At 71.1% G+C, this 16,899-nt stretch carries 13 protein-coding genes; 2 read left to right on the forward strand and 11 right to left on the reverse strand.

Annotated features, from left to right (window positions below; all coding sequences use genetic code 11):
- Nucleotides 1–168: 168 nt before the first annotated feature.
- The 4 genes from JMJ55_RS15150 to JMJ55_RS15165 all read right to left on the reverse strand — a co-directional run bounded on the left by JMJ55_RS15150 (nt 169) and on the right by JMJ55_RS15165 (nt 4,922).
- On the reverse strand, nt 169–1,482 hold the full coding sequence (locus tag JMJ55_RS15150; protein ID WP_202826388.1) for a glycoside hydrolase 5 family protein: 1,314 nt from the start codon (nt 1,480–1,482) through the stop codon (nt 169–171).
- Nucleotides 1,483–1,492: 10 nt separating this feature from the next.
- A complete protein-coding gene (locus tag JMJ55_RS15155; RefSeq protein ID WP_202826389.1) occupies nt 1,493–2,887 on the reverse strand; it encodes an oligosaccharide flippase family protein in 1,395 nt (464 codons plus the stop codon).
- Nucleotides 2,874–4,007 carry a glycosyltransferase family 4 protein gene (locus tag JMJ55_RS15160; RefSeq protein WP_202826390.1) on the reverse strand — a complete coding sequence of 378 codons (1,134 nt, stop codon included), beginning with the start codon at nt 4,005–4,007 and terminating at the stop codon, nt 2,874–2,876. The genes JMJ55_RS15155 and JMJ55_RS15160 overlap by 14 nt, the downstream gene beginning before the upstream one ends.
- A 246-nt stretch (nt 4,008–4,253) precedes the next feature.
- The gene (locus JMJ55_RS15165; RefSeq protein ID WP_202826391.1) at nt 4,254–4,922 is read right to left on the reverse strand and encodes a sugar transferase; all 669 of its coding nucleotides are present in this window, start codon (nt 4,920–4,922) and stop codon (nt 4,254–4,256) included.
- A 231-nt stretch (nt 4,923–5,153) separates the two neighbouring features.
- On the opposite strand from JMJ55_RS15165, the gene JMJ55_RS15170 reads away from it, so the two are divergent.
- Both JMJ55_RS15170 and JMJ55_RS15175 read left to right on the forward strand, forming a co-directional pair.
- A complete protein-coding gene (locus JMJ55_RS15170; protein WP_202826392.1) occupies nt 5,154–8,570 on the forward strand; it encodes a response regulator in 3,417 nt (1,138 codons plus the stop codon).
- Between the two features lie 184 nt (nt 8,571–8,754).
- Entirely contained in the window at nt 8,755–9,423 is a 669-nt protein-coding gene (locus JMJ55_RS15175; RefSeq protein WP_202826393.1) for a response regulator transcription factor, read from the forward strand.
- A 25-nt stretch (nt 9,424–9,448) separates the two neighbouring features.
- Here JMJ55_RS15175 and JMJ55_RS15180 read toward each other — a convergent pair whose 3' ends face one another.
- The 7 genes from JMJ55_RS15180 to folP all read right to left on the reverse strand — a co-directional run bounded on the left by JMJ55_RS15180 (nt 9,449) and on the right by folP (nt 16,894).
- The gene (locus JMJ55_RS15180; protein WP_268885311.1) at nt 9,449–11,488 is read right to left on the reverse strand and encodes a family 16 glycosylhydrolase; all 2,040 of its coding nucleotides are present in this window, start codon (nt 11,486–11,488) and stop codon (nt 9,449–9,451) included.
- 330 nt (nt 11,489–11,818) lie between these two features.
- Complete coding sequence (locus JMJ55_RS15185) at nt 11,819–12,094, reverse strand: hypothetical protein (protein ID WP_202826395.1); 276 nt, start codon at nt 12,092–12,094, stop codon at nt 11,819–11,821.
- A gap of 79 nt (nt 12,095–12,173) precedes the next feature.
- Nucleotides 12,174–12,809 carry a LysE family translocator gene (locus JMJ55_RS15190; RefSeq protein WP_202826396.1) on the reverse strand — a complete coding sequence of 212 codons (636 nt, stop codon included), beginning with the start codon at nt 12,807–12,809 and terminating at the stop codon, nt 12,174–12,176.
- A 15-nt stretch (nt 12,810–12,824) separates the two neighbouring features.
- A complete protein-coding gene (locus tag JMJ55_RS15195) occupies nt 12,825–13,709 on the reverse strand; it encodes a PhzF family phenazine biosynthesis protein (RefSeq protein ID WP_202826397.1) in 885 nt (294 codons plus the stop codon).
- Nucleotides 13,706–14,512, reverse strand: coding sequence for a bifunctional hydroxymethylpyrimidine kinase/phosphomethylpyrimidine kinase (gene thiD, locus JMJ55_RS15200; RefSeq protein ID WP_202826398.1), 807 nt, complete (start codon nt 14,510–14,512; stop codon nt 13,706–13,708). Before thiD ends, JMJ55_RS15195 begins: the two co-directional genes overlap by 4 nt.
- Nucleotides 14,513–15,871: a phosphoglucosamine mutase gene (gene glmM / locus JMJ55_RS15205; protein ID WP_202826399.1), complete on the reverse strand. Its 1,359-nt coding sequence runs from the start codon at nt 15,869–15,871 to the stop codon at nt 14,513–14,515. It lies immediately after the preceding gene.
- A gap of 9 nt (nt 15,872–15,880) precedes the next feature.
- Complete coding sequence (folP, locus tag JMJ55_RS15210) at nt 15,881–16,894, reverse strand: dihydropteroate synthase (protein ID WP_202826400.1); 1,014 nt, start codon at nt 16,892–16,894, stop codon at nt 15,881–15,883.
- Nucleotides 16,895–16,899 lie beyond the last annotated feature (5 nt).

The raw sequence follows: 16,899 nt of genomic DNA on the forward strand, positions 1-16,899 counted from the left end.
CGCCAGGCGAGCGTCGCGTCGATCCGGCCTGACGGCCTAGGCCCGGAGCGGATGCGCCAGCAGGGCCGGAAGCGGGAATCCGCTGCCGACAGGGGAGTACAGCGGGCCAGACCCGGGAATCAAACGCAATCCGCCGCTGGGGCGGCCCGCCAGACTAGTCCCTTCGGCCTAATCGGGCCCACGCAGCGGCAGCGCGACCACGACCGGGCTGGCGGTCAGGCGCGGCAGACGGCCGCTCAGCCCGCCCAGGCCCTCGGGCCGGCAACCGGTATCCGCTGCGGCGGGGCCGGCGGGCGGCGGTTCGAGGCAGGCCCCCTCCTCGATGGCGACACGCTCGGCCGGCATGGAGGAGGTGGTCCAGGCGACCAGCGCCTCGGCCTGCTTTCCCCGGCCGAAGGCCAGGACGAAATCCGCCGGTCGCCGGGTCGATACCCGGCCCAGATAGCGCAGCCCCTTGAGGCCGTCCTGCAACCCGGCCAGGGCGGCATGGGCCGGCTTCGGTGCGCCGTGGAAGTCCACAAGCCCGAAATTCGCCTCGCGGTCGTCGGGATCGGGCCCGTCATTCTGCCAGTCATAGAGGATGGTCAGCGGGATGCCGGCGACCAGGCTCAGCAGCGGGATGCGCAGCGCGTAATCCGCCTGGCGCTGCTCGGCCCCGGCGCCGCCGACCGAGGCATAGCCCCATTCGCCCGCGACCGGCAGGAGCGGAACCCGATCCGGCCCGGGCGGCCGGTGCCGCGCGATCAGGCCGCGCAGCCTGACCCAATCGGCCAGGACGCCCTCCGGCGCCTCCTCCCGGTAGGGATGCACGCTGAGGCCATCGAAGCAGCCGGCCCGGTCGGCGGCGGCGAAGTCGCGCAGGAAGGGGCTGCCGAGGCTCGCCGAGGCCGGGCCGAGCACGGCGGCGGCGGGTTCGAGGGCGCGGATCCGCTGGCAGGCCTGCTGGGCGAGCTCGATATAGGCCGGCCGGTTCACCGGCTGGCCGAAATTGATGTCGGGCTCGTTCCAGACCTCCCAGATGGCCCGGCCGCGATAGCGCGCCACCGCGGCCTCGACGAAGGCCAGATAGGCGTCGCGGGCCGGGCCCGTGACCGGCGCGGCCCAGGCCATGGAGGGCGTGTCGGGCCGCCCGGGCTCCCGCGCGACATAGAGGGGATTGGAATAGGCGAGGATGAGCAGCGGGATCAGGCCGGCTGCCTCGGCATCCGCGAGCAGGGCGTCGGTGCGGCTCCAGTCGTAGAGCCCGGCCTGGGTCTCGACCGAGGCCCAGAGCAGGTCGGTGCGCACCACCCGCATGCCGAGGGCGCGGATCCGTTCCAGGTCCTGCCTGCGGCCCGCAGTGAAATGGATGTTCACGCCGAAGCCGCTGCCGAGCCCGCCTGCCTCGCCCCCGCCTGCCCCACCCAGGATCGCCAGCAGGCGGTTGGGCGGCGGTGCCGGCTGGGCCTGTGCCGCAGCGCATGCCAGGAGGGCGCCCGCCACGGCAAACCCGCTACCCCGCATGGCGCAGCCGCCGCAGCGCGACCCAGGGCCTGAGCGCGTCCCGCGCCGCATCCCGCCCGAGGATGCCGACCGCACCGCGCATATGCAGCCCGAGCAGCACGGCCTCCGCCAGCACATTCGCCGCCGCGGCGCCCAGGGCGCCGAAGGCGGGCACCAGGGCGAGGCAGGCCAGCATGCTGGCCAGGGCGCCGAGGCCGAGATAGCGCGCCTTGCGGACCGTATCCGCCCGCGAGACATAGAGCGAGCTGTAGGCCATCTGCACGAAGCGGATCGGGATGCCCGGTGCCAGGACCAGCAGCACCGCGGCGGCTTCGGCATAGCCCGGCCCGAAGACCAGCCGGACCGCGGGCCCGGCCAGCAGCGCGATCCCGAGCATCACCACCAGCCCGACCAGCAGCATGGCGGCGACGCCGAGCTGGAAGACATCGCGGAACCGGTCGCGGTCATGCTCCGCCCAGCGGTTCAGCTTGGCGACGAGGAAGCGGGTATAGACGACGCCCGGGATCAGCGCCGCGGCGGAGACCACCAGGAAGGCCACGTTGAAGGCTGCCGCTGCGGCCCCGCCGGCCAGCCATTCCAGGACCACGACGATGCCCTGGAAATAGAGCACGTAGAACATGGTCACCAGCGCATAGGGGCCCGCTTCCACCGCGGCATGGCCGATCGACGGCGCGCCAGCCGCCACCGGTCGGGCGCCCGTCACTGGGGGCGCATGCCCGGCCAGCCGGACCCGCCCGGTGAAGAGACCCGCCAGCAGCACCCCGCCGACGCCGGCCGTCAGGGCGCCGACCAACGCATAGCCGAGGACGACGCCGCCCAGCGTCACGCCGGAGGCGGCGAGCGCCGCGGCGGCCAGGATCAGGAAGCGCCCCGCCTGGGTCGCCGTCTGCAAGGCTGTCAGGCCGGTGAAGCGCTCCTCGAGCTGGAGCCGCGCCGAGGCCAGTTCCACCGCGACCTGACCCAGCAGGATCGGGATGCAGGCCGCCAACACCAGGGACCGCTCGGCCGGGGACAGGGTGCCGCCGGTGCCGGCATAGACCAGCAGCGCCAGTGCGCTCGCCGTGGTGGCAAGCGCCACCAGGCCGGCCGAGGGGCGCAGCCAGCGCCGCGCCGCCGCCCCTTCGGTGCCATAGGCGCGGAGCAGGAACCAATTCACCCCGGCCGAGGCCACCGGGGTCAGGAAATTCACCGCCGCGAGCAGGGCGGCAAGGCTGCCGAAGCTCTCGAGCGGCAGGGTGCGCGCCAGCAGGATCTGCGTGGCGAAGGCCAGGCCCGAGCCGGCGAAGGTGCCGGTGAACAGGATCGAGAGACGCCCGGCGACCCGGCCGAGAGCGCTGCCCCGCCCAAGGGAAAAGGGTTTCCGAGACGGCTCAGGCGCCGGCATGAATGGCCGCGAGGTCGAGAACGGCCTTCGGCTGCTGCTTCGCCAGCCAGCGGTAGAGCGCCGCGTGACGGTCCACCTGCCGGTCCAGCGAGAAACCCTCGGCCGCGCGCCGCATCGCCGCAGCGCCCATGCGCTGGCAGGCCGCTGCGTCGCCCAGCAGGGCGGTCAGGCGCTGGGCATAGCCTTCCACGTCGTCCACCCCGCACAGATGCCCGGTCTTGCCCTCAACCACCAGCTCGTCGGTGCCCGGAACGCGGGAGGCGACGACCGGGATGCCGAGCTGCATCGCCTCGATCACCGAGACGGGCAGGCCTTCCCATCGGGACGGGAGCAGCATGACCCGCGACTGCGCCAGGGCGGCCAGCGCCTGGTCGTGCGACTGCGCGCCGAGGAAGGTGACCTGCGCCTCCAGCCCGGCGCTCGCCACGCTGGCGCGCAGCGCCGCCTCGCACTCGCCGCCGCCGATCACCGCGAGGCGCGGGCGCTGCGGCTGCATCGCGCGCAGGATCCGGGGCAGGATCAGCGGGTTCTTCTGCGGATGCAGCCGGCCGAGGAAGGCGATGTCGAAGCGGGCCTCGCCGGCAGCCGGCGCCACGGTCCGGGCCGCGGTGCCGTTATGGATCACCTCATGGGTGTCCTCCTGGCCGATGATGCCGTCGCGCAGCGCCAGGGCGCGCTCATTGGCCGAGACATAGACGCGGGCATCGGCACGCTTGGCGCAGAACCACTCCGCCCACCGCGCCGCCTGCCGGACCCCGGCCCGCTTGTGCTGGTAGTGGAAGCCATGGACCGTATAGGCCAGGGCCCGCCGCGCGCCGCGCGGCAGCATCGCCGCCGGCAGCCCGGCCCGGGCGCCATGCGCGTGCAGGATGGTGTCGGGGCGCCGCTCGAGATGCGCGCTCAGCCGGCGCGCCACGTCCAGGCTGCCGCTGCGGCGGGAGAAGTCGATCTCCAGCGTTTCGAGGCCGGCGCGGCGGGCTTCGTCGAGCAGGTAGGAATCGGGCTGGCCCGCGACGGTGACGCCGAAGCCACGCTCCGCCAGCCGCCGGGAGAGGTCGAGCACCACGGTCGTGCCACCGCCGGCCTTACCATCGCCGATGATCTGCGTGACGTGCTGCATAGCGCTGCTTCCGTGCCTTCGTGATGACACCGATGTCGCGCATTGGCGCCACAGACTCTATTCGGCGTGACGACTTAGGCGCGGGGCCTCATCGGCCTGCGGCCGACCTAGGCCGGTCGGCCTAGGCCTCGCTGGGGCCGTCTCCCCTGGCGGTTCGGGTCAAGGGGCCGGAATTGATAATGCCGGCCCTGTGGCCGGCGTTGGGGGAGTCCAGGCGGGTGGCGGTCTGCGGGAAGCCTGGCCGGTTCAGCAGGCGCCCTGGCGGCGGATCACGGCGCCGACGGTGCTGAGCAGGATGTGCAGGTCCCGGACAAAAGAGGAGTGCCGCACATAATCCGTGTCGAGCGCGACCCGCTCCTCATAGCCGGTATCGCTGCGGCCGCCGACCTGCCAGGGGCCGGTCACGCCGGGGCGCACCGAGAGATAATCCTGCACCGCGCCGCGGGGGGCATAGAACCGCTCCAGCTCGTCGCGGACCACAGGGCGGGGGCCGACCAGGCTCATCTCGCCGCGCAGCACATTGACCAGCTGCGGCAACTCATCGAGCGAGGTGGAGCGCAGCACGCGGCCGATCCGGGTCACGCGCGGGTCGGCCTTCAGCTTGCGCGTCGCCTCCCATTCGGCGCGGGCGGCCGGGTCGCGCGCCAGCAGGTCCCGCAGGGCCCGGTCGGCATCGGTGCGCATGGAGCGGAACTTCAGGCAGCCGAACTCGGCGCCGCCGCGCCCGATGCGCCGGTGGGCGAAGAAGACCGGGCCGCCATCGGCGCAGGCGGCGATGGCCAGCACCAGGAAGATCGGCGAGAGCAGCGCCAGCAGGACCACCGCGCCCACAAGGTCGATGAGGCGCTTGGCCGCCGGCCAGGGCGCGATCGCGAAGTCAGCCTGGGATGCATGGGAGATCGTGGAGTATGACATGGGACTGTGACCGCCGCTGCTGGCCGGCCGGAAGACCGGGCCCGTGATGGGCTGGAAATAAGCTGGCAGGGTCGTCGCCGCATATTCGGGCGCATGGCCTAGGGTCGCCACCGGCGAGACGGCCTATCTGAACCGGCCGGGACCGCCAGTGACAGTTGGCGGGCCTAGGCCATTCGGCGTAGTCCTCCCGCCCGCCGCGGCAGGCCAGCCAAGGCAGAGGAGGTGCATCAGATGACCCCTGCACCGCCCCATGCGCGGGAAGCGGACCGGCTGCGCGAATTGGAGCGCCTCCGCATCCTCGATACCGGGGCCGAGGCCGATCTCGACATCCTGGTCGAGCTGGCCCGCGAGGCGACGGGCTTCCCCATCGCCCTGATCAGCCTCGTCGACGCGAACCGCCAGTGGTTCAAGGCCTGCCTCGGCATGCCCGGCGGCATGCGGGAATCCCCGCGGGAGACGGCCTTCTGCGCCCATGCGATCCTCGAGACCGATCCGCTGGTCATCGAGGATGCCGACGCCGATCCGCGCTTCGCCGACAATCCCCTGGTGACCGGCCCGCCCTTCATCCGGGCCTATGCCGGCGTGCCGCTGGTGACCCGGCTTGGCCTGCCGGTCGGCACGCTCTGCGTGCTGGACACCGTTCCGCGCCGCCCCGATGAGGCGCAGCTCCGGACCCTGCGCCGGCTCGCGGCGATCGCGGTGTCGATCATGGAACGCCGTCGCCTGGCGATCGGGCCGGAGGCTCGGGCCGAGCCCGGGTTGCTCCCGGCCGGGGACCGCGCGCCGCAGCCCCGCCTCCCGGCGCCTGCCGCGCCGGAGGCCGGCCGATCCGTCTGGTCGATCTCGGAACAGCAGCGCGGCGGTGCGGCGGGCGACCGCCGGGCGCCGAACCGGCGGCGCAGCATCGATGGCGTGCTGGAGGCGATGCCGCTCGGCCTGCATGCCGTGGACCAGGCCGGCCGCCTCTGGGCCGCGAATCGCAAGGCCTTCGAGATGGTGGGCCTCGATGTCGAGGCCGCGCTGCTCTCGGCCGACCCGGCGGGACTGATCCATGCGCGGATGGCCGATCTCGGCATCCTCGGGGATGGCGATCCGCAGCCTCGGCTCGCCGCCTTCGCCGAGGACCTTGCCGCGGGGCGCCCCTTCCTCCATCGCAGCTTCCTGCCGGACGGGGTCTGGGTCGAATGCATCAGCAGGCCGGTGCCGGGCCTCGGCAACATCGTCCTGCTCCGCGACATCACCGAGGTCGCCCAGGCCAGGCGCGATGTGACCCAGCTGCGGCAGGCGAACTCGCTGCTCAAGCGCGCGATTGATGCGGCGCCTTCTGGGGTCGCGGTCCTCGAAGCGGGCTCGCCGAGCCTGCCGATCCTCTACTGGAACGCCGCGGCCCTGCGCTTCCAGGTCCGCTCGGCTGCGGAGCGGGCACGGCCGGCCATCACCGGCTGGCGGCGGCTGATCGGCCCGGCGCCCGGCCCGGAGGAGGTGGTGGCGCGGGTGGATGCGGCAGTGTCGGCGGGCGAAGCGGTGGAAGCCGAGCTTTGCGTCGACTGCACCGAAGGTGGGCAGCGCTGGGTCGATCTCCGCATGTCGCCAATCTTCGGGGAGACCCGGAAGACCGAGCATTTCGTGGCGGTACTGTCGGACCGTACCGCGCATCGCGAGCTGGTCGCCGAGCTGCATGCCGCCCATGCCGAGGCCCTGCGTGCGAGCCAGGCCAAATCGGACTTCCTGGCCACCGTCAGCCACGAGATCCGGACGCCGCTCAACGGAATCATCGGCATGGTCGGCCTGCTGGCGGGCACCGAGCTGGATCCCGAGCAGCGCCACTTCACCGAAACCGCCCTGGGATCGGCCGAGCTGCTGCTCTCGGTCATCAACGATATCCTCGATGTCGCCAAGCTCGAGGCGAACCAGTTCGAGCTCGAGGATATCGATTTCGACCTGGGCGAGACGGTGGAGAACGTAGCGGCCCTCGTCTCCGGCCGGGCCGCCGAGAAGGGCATCGAACTCGCGGTCGATATCGCCCCGGCGGTGCAGGGCATGGTCCGCGGCGATCCGACGCGGCTGTCCCAGATCCTGCTGAACCTGCTCGGCAATGCGGTGAAATTCACCGAGGCCGGGCATGTCGTCATCGCGGCGCGGCGCCTGGAGGGGCGGGTCGTCCGCTTCGCCGTGAGCGATACCGGCCCCGGGATCGAGGCTGCGGCGCTGGAGCGGCTGTTCGAGAAATTCACCCAGGCCGATGCCTCGATCACCCGTCGCTATGGCGGCACCGGCCTCGGGCTGGCGATCGCCAAGCAGGTGACCGAGCTGATGGGCGGCCGCATCGGCGTGGAGACCGTGCCCGGCCGTGGCTCCACCTTCTGGATCGAGACTCCGCTCGAGACGCTGGGCCGCGAGCAGCCGAGGCGGCGCGCGGTCACGGTCGGGCTGACGGGGCGGCGGGTGCTGGTGGTCGACGACCTGGAGGTCAACCGGACCATCCTGATGCGGCAGCTCCTGGATATCGGGCTGGATTGCGTGGCCGCATCGGGCGGCAGCGACGCGATCGCCCTGGTCGATGCCGCGCTGGCGCAGGGGCACGCCTTCGATATCGCCCTGCTCGACCAGATGATGCCGGGCATGAGCGGGGCGGAAATCGCCCGGCGCCTGCGCGGGGGGCCGGGCGGGCCGGGCCTGCGGATCATCCTCGCATCCTCGGCGGCGGAGCGGCTGGCGGCCGCTGACCGGCGGCTGTTCGATGCCGTCATCACCAAGCCCATTCGCCACCGCGACCTGGTGGCAGTGCTGACCGATGCCTTGGGATCCCGTCATGCGGCGGGCAGGGAGCAGGGGATGGCCTCGGCGGACCCGCAGCCGGCCCCACGCACCGGCCGGATCCTTGTCGCCGAGGACAACCCGGTCAACCGCGAGATCACCGAACGGACCCTCCGCGCCGCCGGGCACCAGGTGAGCAGCGCCGCAGATGGTGCCGAGGCGGTGGCGGCGGTGGCCGAAACCGAGTTCGACCTGGTGCTCATGGATGTCGAGATGCCCGGCATGGACGGGCTCGAAGCCATGCGGCGGATCCGGGCCATGGACGGAACGCCGGCGAGGCTGCCGGTCATCGCCCTGACGGCCCATGCCATGGCCGGCACGCGTGAGCGGCTGCTGGCCGCCGGCATGACGGATTACCTGACCAAGCCATTCCGCAGCAGCGAATTGCTGGCGAAGATCCAGTCCTATCTGAGCGGCGAGACGGCTGCCACGCCATCATCCGGCGGCGATGCAGACGGCCCTGACGTCAAGACCGCAGCCGTGCCGGTGCTGGACGAGGCGGCACTGAGCCAGCTGGCCAGCCTGCCGGCGGATGGCCTGCGCCAGATCCTGGAGAAATTCGACGAAGAGGCGGCACGGCAGCTTGGGCTGCTCACCCAGGCCGTGACCGAGGCCGACCCGGATGTCACGCGGCAGATCGCGCATCGCCTGGTCGGCGGCTACGGCATGCTCGGGGCGTCGCGTCTCGCCAGTCTTGCCCAAGGGATCGAGCTGGCACCGGGCGAGGCGCGATCGGTCGAACCCGCGCTCGCCGCCCTGCTGCAGGAGCATGAGGCGACCCTGGCCGAGCTGAAACGGCGGTTGCAGCCCGCTCTCTCAACAAAAAGTTGAGATATAGGAGTGGCTTGGATTAAGATGTCGGACGGCAGGGCAATGCTGATCCCAACAGCGTCAGCCCGCACAGAAAATACGACATACCCTGGATTATTGTCGGGGTCGTCTGTTTCTCCCGCTGCCGAGCTTGGTAGTGTCCCGGCCGCCATCAGGCAGGGGCTGCAAATGAGGATTGCTTCGGATGAGTGACCCGCGGCGAACCGCGCTGGTGGCAGATGATGACGAGTTCTTCCGCATGGCCGCTCGCGTCGTCCTCACCGGACGGCTGGGTTTCGCCGATGTCACGGAATGCGATTCCTTCGACTCCGCCATGGAGCAGCTCGGCGGGCCGGAACGGCGGGTTGGCCTGGCGCTGATGGATCTGGCGATGCCGGGCATGGAGAGCGCCGCCAACTTGGCCGCCGTCCGCGAATGCTTTCCGGACATCCGCGTTGCCGTGGTCTCCGCCTCGGAACGCCGCGAGGACATCCTGCTCGCCCTCGCATCCGGCGTGCATGGCTATGTCCCGAAACGCCTCGGGATCGGCGAGATGACCCAGGCCCTCGAGGCGATCCTGAACGGCCAGATCTATGTTCCCTCCTCCCTGGCGCAGTTGCCGGCCGCCTCGGCCAGCGCTGCGCCGCCGGCGGCGGAGGAGGCCACGGCATCGCTGCCATTGACGCCGCGGCAGCGCGACGTGCTGGAACTCATCGTGCGCGGCCAATCCAACAAGGAAATCGCGCGGACCCTCGGCCTCGGCGAGGGAACGGTGAAGATTCACCTCGCGGCCCTGTTCCGCAATCTCGGCGTCGCCAATCGGGCCTCCGCCGCCGTGGTCGGCGCCCGCCTGCTTCAAGGCAATGAGCGCTGACCGGCCGGGAACGGATGGGCGGGCCTCAGGCCAGCACGGTGTCGGACTGATAGACGCGGATGTAGTCGATCTGCATCTCCGCCGGGAAGGGCGTCGTGCCATCAACCATGCCGCCCCAATTGCCGCCGACCGCCAGGTTGACCACCAGGAAGCTCGGGCCGAAATCGCGGTAGGCGGCGCCGTCGAGGCGTGCGGTTTCCTGCCCATCGACGAAGAAGCGCAATGCGTCGGGCGTCCAGAGCAGGCCATAGGCGTGGAAGCCCGCCGCATAATCGAAATCCAGCGCAACCGGCTGGCTGGTGTGCAGCCCGGAGCGGAAGTCGTGGGTCGATTGGTAGACTGTGCCGGTATCCCCGCCCAGCGCCTCCATGATGTCGATCTCGCCCAGGCCGACCAGCCAGAAGGCCGGCCACAATCCCTGGCCTTCCGGCAGTTGCGCCCGGATCTCCCAATAGCCGTATTGCTGCCAGAAGCCGCCCGCATGCGGCCCGGCCGAGGCCGGCCCGCCTGAGGTTTCCAGGACACCGGAGACATAGGGCGTCGAGACCACGTCCCGCAGCGTGTCCGGCGTCGGGATGGCGGTGATGGTGAGGTTGCCGTTGGCCAGGCTGAACGGGTTGTGGGGCTGGGCGCCGAAACCTGGATCGACATAGGTCTGCTGTTCGCCGTTGTCGGCGAAGCGGCGCAGATTCTCCCAATGCGCGAGAAGCGGCGAGAAGGGCCCACCTTCCGACAGGAAGAGCGGCGCGGCGGGATCGTTGAACTCCGCGGCGAAGGTGGCGTGATAGCCACGCAGGTCGAGCATCGGCTTGGGCAGGGCAAAATCGCCGGCCGAGAACTCCGCCTTGCTGCGCCCCCAGAAGGTGAGCGTATCGCCGGTGGCAAGCGTCAACTTGGCACCGTTCGCGGTATCGGTCAGGGCGGCCAGCACCCCGGTGGCGGTGTCGAAGGAATCCTTGAGGCGAAGCTGATCCTCGCCGGGCGTGAAATCCAGGATGACATCCCGGCCATAGCCGATGCCGAAGACGAAGCTGTCATGCCCGCCGCCGCCGACCAGCACATCATCCCCGCCGCGGCCGTCGAGCAGGTTGTCGCCGGCGCCGCCCAGCATCCAATTCGCCAGCTCGTTCCCGATCGCCTGGGCCGAGCCGCCATCCATGATCCGGATATTCTCGACATGGGCAGGAAGCCGATACACGCCGGCCGACCAGAACAGGACGGTGTCGACGCCGCCGCCGGCATTCTCGATGACGAGATCGCCCGGGGCCACATCATAGGTATCGTCGCCCAGGCCACCGGACATGGTATCGGCACCACCGGCGTCATAGATCTGATCATGGGCCGCGCTGCCCGTCAGGACCTCCGAGGCGGTGGTGCCGACGACCCAGGCATTCGCCGCGGCACTCGGCCGTGCGGCGGTCGCCCCGGCCAGGGAGATCGCTGCGTAGCTCTCCAGGCTGGGCGCACCGGTCGGCAGCGCGAGGGTGCCAGTGGCGGCATCCAGCGTCGCCGTCTGGACGGTGATATGACCCTGGCTCTCGAAGACACCATCGGTGACGGCATAGGTGATGACGAAGGACCCGCCGCCCGCGCCGGCGACAAAGCGGATTTCATCCTCCACCAGCGCGACGGCGGGTCTGGTCGAGGACAGGCTCACGAGCTGCAGCGCCTGGCCGTCCGGATCGGTGTCATTGGCCAGGGCCGCCGCCAGGCCGAACCGGACCATGCTGCCCGCCGAGACCAGCCAGCTGTCATCGACAAGACGAGGCGCCTGGCCCAGCGGCGGCGCCAGGCTCAGCATCGTGCCGTCGCCGAAGCGCAGCCATTCGACCGAGGTGAGGATGTCGGTCCCATCGCTGCCATCGGCGGGGTTGGTGTCGCTGACCCGGACGCTGCCATTGGCGAGCCAGATGACCCGATACCCGGCGCGGGTTCCGGCCAGGACGGCGATGTCCGTGCCTGCGCCGCCATTGAGGATATCGTTGCCGGCGCCACCGATGAGCGTGTCGTCGCCGTCCCGACCCAGGAGGGTGTCGTCGCCGGCAGTGCCCCTGACTTCGGTCAAGGAAACGGTTTTGGTCGAATTCTTTTGCCCAGCGGCCATCACTATTCTCTGGTGGCGGATCAGCCGCCGCGCAACCATAGGTAGTGAAATCTTCCGTATTGAGCAACCGGACGACCCGAAAACAGGTCTGCAACGAACATCAAATCGCCGTTGGCCCCCAAGGTCCGTGGCGTGAACGATGGAGCTGGGCCAAGCTGGTGGAATGACGCCCGAGCCGATAGCCACCCCGGCGACCGCTTTCGGCCGAGATCACCAGCCACGCCCTATGGCTGCATGAGGTCTACAGCGTGAGCCTGCGGCACATGAGGTGCACCCTTGCCGGACGTGGGATCACCCGGGCACGGCTGCAAGAATGCCGCGCCGTCGCCATCGCAACGAGAAGCCCCCGCATTCCCTCTCGGCGTCTCCAACGAAGGCCGCCTCGGCATGGCTGCCGGACACCACGCTCTCGGCGCCCGCACCGTAGAGGTCGAGCGCCTTCAGTCTGGCGACGCCATCGAAATAGCCATCGCTGAGCGCCACATCGGTCTTGATGCGGAGGATGCCGGTTGGATCGGCCCCGCCGCAGCGTGACGGCGACGGCGACGCTGCTGCCGGTGACGCCATTCACATCGGTATCCCGGGCAACCAGGAAACGAAGGCCATCGCCTGTGAGGGTGACCTCGATCGCCCAGCTTCCATCGGCCTAGCGACCAGTGCTGAGGGCAAGCCAGAGCGCGACGGCGGCAAGCAGCAGCGACAGCACGCGCCGCATGCGGTCGCGCCGGGCGCCGGCGACCAGCCAGGGGCGGAGCCGCCCCGCAAGCAGCACCACGCTGACATGCACCATGGTCGCCACCGCGACATAGAGGCCGCCGAGCAGGGCCATCTGGATCACCACGGCGGGGACCGCATCCCCGGCGCCCTCCGGCGCCGCGATGAAGCGCGGCAGGACCGAGACGAAGAACAGGACGGATTTCGGATTGAGCAGGTTGGTGACAAAGCCGCGCCGGAACAGCCGCGGCGCCTGCGCGCCGAGCGGGGCCAGGCTCGCCTCGGCATCCGCCTCCCCGCGCCAACCCTCATAGGCCAGCCAGAGCAGGTAGCCGACGCCTGCCCAGCGCAGCGCCTCATAGAGCAGCGGCGAGCGCGCGATCAGGGCGCCGGCGCCGAGCCCGGCCACCAGCGCATGCACCGCCAGCCCGGCGGCGACGCCCGCCACCGCCACCAGCGCCGGCCGCGCCCCACGCTCGAGCGAGAGCAGGGCGAGATAGGCCATGTTCGGCCCAGGCGTCAGCTCGAGCAGCAGGACCGCGAGGAGGAATTCAGCCAGCGGCGGCATGGCATCGCGCCGGCCTCAGAGCAGGGCTTCGCCCCTCAGCACGGGCACACAGCCCCCGCCGACCGTGGCGCGAATGCCGCCCCCGGTGCGACGGGCGGTGGTGCGGAGCAGGCTCGGGCGGCCCATCTCGACGCCCTGGAGGATCTCCAGCGCCTGCTGCTCCGCCCCGGTCAGGGAGAGGAGGAAGCCGGCCAGCGGCGTGGCGGCGCTGCCCGTCGCCGCATCCTCCGGCGTGCCGGAGAGGGGCGAGAACATCCGCGCCCGCAGCCTCTCCCCATCCCATCGGTAGAGATAAAGCGAGAGGCGGCCGCCGAGCGCCGGCAGCGTCTCGACCGCCCGGCGGAAGGCGGCATGGTCGGGGGCGGCGGCGGCCAGCGCCTCTGGCGTCACCTCCAGCAGCACCCGCGGATTGCCGCCATCGGAGGCCAGGGTCGGCGCGTGGCGGGCGGTGAGGATGCCGCCCGGCGGGATGCCGGCACAGGCGGCGATGGGCCCCGCCGGCAGCGCGGCGCCGATGGTCAGCGGCTGCGGTGCGGCGACGATGGCGGCCAGCACCGCCCCCGCTGCATCCCGCTCCAGCTCGATCTCGACCAGGCCGCCCGGTTCCTCGAAGCGGAGGCGGCCTTCGCGGGCGCGGTCGGCGAGGACGAAGGCGGTGCCGACATTGGGATGGCCGGCGAAGGGCATCTCGGCAGTGCGATTGAAGATGCGGACGCGGGCGGTATTGGCCGGGTCCTCGGGGGGCAGGACGAAGGTGGTCTCGCTGAGATTGAACTCGGCGGCCAGCGCCTGCATCTCGGCATCCGAGAGGCCGCGCGCATCGGGAAAGACCGCAAGCTGATTGCCGCCGAAGCGGCGGTCGGTGAAGACATCCAGGGTGACGAAAGGATAGGTCCTCATCCCAGGCGCTCCGGGTCGAAGGTGACGGCATGGTCCAGCGGGCCATGGCCACGCCCATAGCCGGGGGCGGCGAGGATGGCGGCGCGGACATAGCGGCGGGCGCGGGCCACCGCCTCCTCCAGCGGCATTCCCTGGGCGAGGCCGACGGCGATCGCGCTGGCGAGAGTGCAGCCGGTGCCATGCGTATGGCGCGTCTCGATCCGCGCATCCTCGAAGCGGAGGATGCCTTCGGGAGTGCCGAGCAGGTCGACCAGGCGGGGGCCTTCGAGATGCCCGCCCTTCAGCAGCACGGCGCGGGCGCCGAGGCCGAGCAGGGCCGGCATGGCGGCCTCCATCTCCGCCTCGGTTTTGATGCGGAGGCCGGTCAGCACCTCGGCCTCCGGCAGGTTCGGGGTGATGAGGCTGGCGAGCGGGACCAGCCGGCGCTTCAGCGTCTCCACCGCATCGGGCTGCAGCAGCGGATGGCCACCCTTCGCCACCATCACCGGATCGGCGACGAGGGGGATGCCCGGCGCCTCGGCCGCGATGCCGTCGCAGACCGCGGCGATGGTCGCGCTGTCATGCAGCATGCCGGTCTTCAGCGCATCGGCGCCGATATCGCGCAGCACCACATCCATCTGCTGGCGGATGAAGGCGGTCGGGATCGGCAGGACGCCATGGACGCCCTCGGTATTCTGCGCCGTCAGCGCGGTGATGGCGGTGGCGGCGAAACCGCCGAGCGCCGTCACCGCCTTGATATCCGCCTGGATGCCGGCGCCACCGCCGGAATCCGAGCCGGCGATGATGAGGACGCGGCCCCGCATCTAGGCGGCGATCCGCGCGCGGATGGTGGCGGCGAGCGACTCCACCGTCTCGGTGACCAGCGCCTCATCCTCGGCCTCGGCCATGACGCGGATCAGCGGCTCCGTGCCGCTGGCGCGGATCAGGATGCGGCCGCGCTCGCCGAGGCGCTCCTCGAAGGCGGCGATCTCGCGCTGCACGGCATCATCCTTCAGCGGCGAGGCACCGGCGAAGCGGACATTCACCAGCCGCTGCGGCAGGGGCGTGAAGCGGCGGCAGACCTCGCTGGCGGGCCGCTTGTCCTGCACCAGCACGGAGAGGACCTGCAGCGCCGCGACCAAGCCATCCCCGGTGGTGGCGAAGTCGGACATGATGACATGGCCCGATTGCTCGCCGCCCAGGTTGCAGCCGGTATCGCGCATCCGTTCTCCGACATAGCGGTCGCCGACCGCGGTGCGCAGCAGGTTGAGGCCGAGGCCCTTGAAATGGCGCTCCAGGCCCATATTGGACATCACCGTCGCCACCACCGCGCCGCCGCGCAGCCTTCCCTCGGCATGCCAGGACCCGGCGATCAGGGCGAGAATCTGGTCGCCATCGATCAGCGTCCCCGCCTCATCGACCAGCACCAGCCGGTCGGCATCGCCATCGAGGGCGATGCCGATATCGGCCCGCCGCTCCCGCACTAGGCTGGCGAGCTGGCCGGGGGCGGTGGAGCCGACGCCCTGGTTGATGTTGAAGCCATCCGGCGCGACACCGATGGAGACGACCTCGGCGCCCAGCTCCCACAGCACGGTGGGGGCGACGCGGTAGGCGGCGCCATGGGCACAATCAACGACGATGCGAAGCCCTTCGAGCGTCAGGCGGCGGGGGAAGCTCTGCTTGGCGGCCTCGATGTAGCGGCCGGGGGCGTCCTCGAGGCGGCTGGCACGGCCGAGCCGGGCCGGGGCGACCTGGGCGCCGGCGAGGTCGCCGGCCATCAGCGCCTCGATCTCCGCCTCCTGCGCATCCGACAGCTTCAGCCCGTCGGGGCCGAACAGCTTGATGCCGTTATCCTCGAAGGGATTGTGCGAGGCGCTGACCATCACGCCAAGATCGGCGCGGAGGCTGCGGGTCAGGAGGGCGATGGCCGGCGTCGGCATCGGGCCGACCAGGACGACATCCATCCCGGCGCCGACGAAGCCGGCTGCCAGGGCCGGTTCCAGCATATAGCCCGAGAGGCGGGTATCCTTGCCGATGACCACGCGGTGCCGGTGGCTGCCGCGGTTGAAATACTGCCCCGCCGCCTGGCCGAGCCGGAGGGCGGTGGCGGCATCCATCGGCGCCTGGTTGGCCTTGCCACGGATGCCATCGGTGCCGAAGAGGCGACGGGTAGGCTGGGTCATGGAATTGGATTAGCGCCCGGCGGGCGGCATGTCACCGGAAAGCGAGGCCTGCCAGACGCGCAGCGCCTGCACGGTCTCCGCCACGTCATGGACGCGGAGGATGGCGGCCCCCCTCCCCGCCCCGGCCAGCGCGACGGCAAGGCTGGGGGCAAGGCGCCGGCCGGCCTCCGGGACCCCGGCGATGCGGCCGAGGAAGCCCTTGCGGGAGGCACCAAGCAGGATGGGGCAGCCGATCCCGGCCAGCAGCGGCAGCCGGTCCACCAGCGCCAGATTCCCCGCCAGGGTCTTGCCGAAGCCGATGCCGGGATCGACCGCGATGCGGACGCGGGGGATGCCGGCGGCCTCCAGCGCCTCGACGCGGTCGGCGAGGAAACCGGCGACCTCCAGCGCGGCATCGCGGTAGCCGGTATGGGCCTGCATGCTGCGCGGATCAGTTGTCGGCATATGCATGAGGATGACGGGGGCGGCGGCTTCGGCCACCACCCGCAATGCCTCCGGATCATGGCGGAGGGCGGTGACGTCGTTGACGATGCGGGCGCCGGCCACGAGCGCGGCCGCCATGGTGGCGGCATTCCGGGTATCGACCGAGACCGGGGCGATAAGAGCCAGCGCCCGGATCACGGGCAGGATGCGGCGCATCTCCTCCTCGGGCGGGACGGGTTCGGCGCCAGGGCGGGTGGATTCGCCACCGATATCGAGGATGTCGGCACCGGCCTCCCGCATCGCCTCGCCTTGAGCGATGGCCCGGGCCTGGTCGGCGGCAAGGCCGTCGCCGGAGAAGCTGTCGGGCGTGACATTGACGATGCCCATCACCAGCGGGCGGCCGGGATCGGGCAGGCCGGCAAAGTCCGGCGGGCGGGTCGTGAGGCGACCCCGCCAGGGCTCCGGCACCGCCTCGGCGGGCATCACCACCCCGCTGCGCCGGGCGAGGAGGAAGCGCAGCGGCCCACCCTGGAGAGGGAGGCCGGAATTGGAAACCGCCGGGCCCGTCACCAGGCCCAGCGGTTCGATCCAGTCCCGCATGGGGC

This window comes from Belnapia mucosa, from assembly GCF_016775475.1.
Classification (GTDB): domain Bacteria; phylum Pseudomonadota; class Alphaproteobacteria; order Acetobacterales; family Acetobacteraceae; genus Belnapia; species Belnapia mucosa.

Excerpts from the sequence above, each read along its gene's own strand:
- glmM (WP_202826399.1), bottom strand. The coding sequence starts at position 15,871 with ATGACCCAGCCTACCCGTCGCCTCTTCGGCACCGATGGCATCCGTGGC.
- JMJ55_RS15190 (WP_202826396.1), bottom strand. The coding sequence starts at position 12,809 with ATGCCGCCGCTGGCTGAATTCCTCCTCGCGGTCCTGCTGCTCGAGCTG.
- thiD (WP_202826398.1), bottom strand. The coding sequence starts at position 14,512 with ATGCGGGGCCGCGTCCTCATCATCGCCGGCTCGGATTCCGGCGGTGGC.
- JMJ55_RS15185 (WP_202826395.1), bottom strand. The coding sequence starts at position 12,094 with ATGGCGTCACCGGCAGCAGCGTCGCCGTCGCCGTCACGCTGCGGCGGG.
- JMJ55_RS15195 (WP_202826397.1), bottom strand. The coding sequence starts at position 13,709 with ATGAGGACCTATCCTTTCGTCACCCTGGATGTCTTCACCGACCGCCGC.
- JMJ55_RS15175 (WP_202826393.1), top strand. The coding sequence starts at position 8,755 with ATGAGTGACCCGCGGCGAACCGCGCTGGTGGCAGATGATGACGAGTTC.
- JMJ55_RS15170 (WP_202826392.1), top strand. The coding sequence starts at position 5,154 with ATGACCCCTGCACCGCCCCATGCGCGGGAAGCGGACCGGCTGCGCGAA.
- JMJ55_RS15155 (WP_202826389.1), bottom strand. The coding sequence starts at position 2,887 with ATGCCGGCGCCTGAGCCGTCTCGGAAACCCTTTTCCCTTGGGCGGGGC.
- JMJ55_RS15165 (WP_202826391.1), bottom strand. The coding sequence starts at position 4,922 with ATGTCATACTCCACGATCTCCCATGCATCCCAGGCTGACTTCGCGATC.
- JMJ55_RS15160 (WP_202826390.1), bottom strand. The coding sequence starts at position 4,007 with ATGCAGCACGTCACGCAGATCATCGGCGATGGTAAGGCCGGCGGTGGC.
- folP (WP_202826400.1), bottom strand. The coding sequence starts at position 16,894 with ATGCGGGACTGGATCGAACCGCTGGGCCTGGTGACGGGCCCGGCGGTT.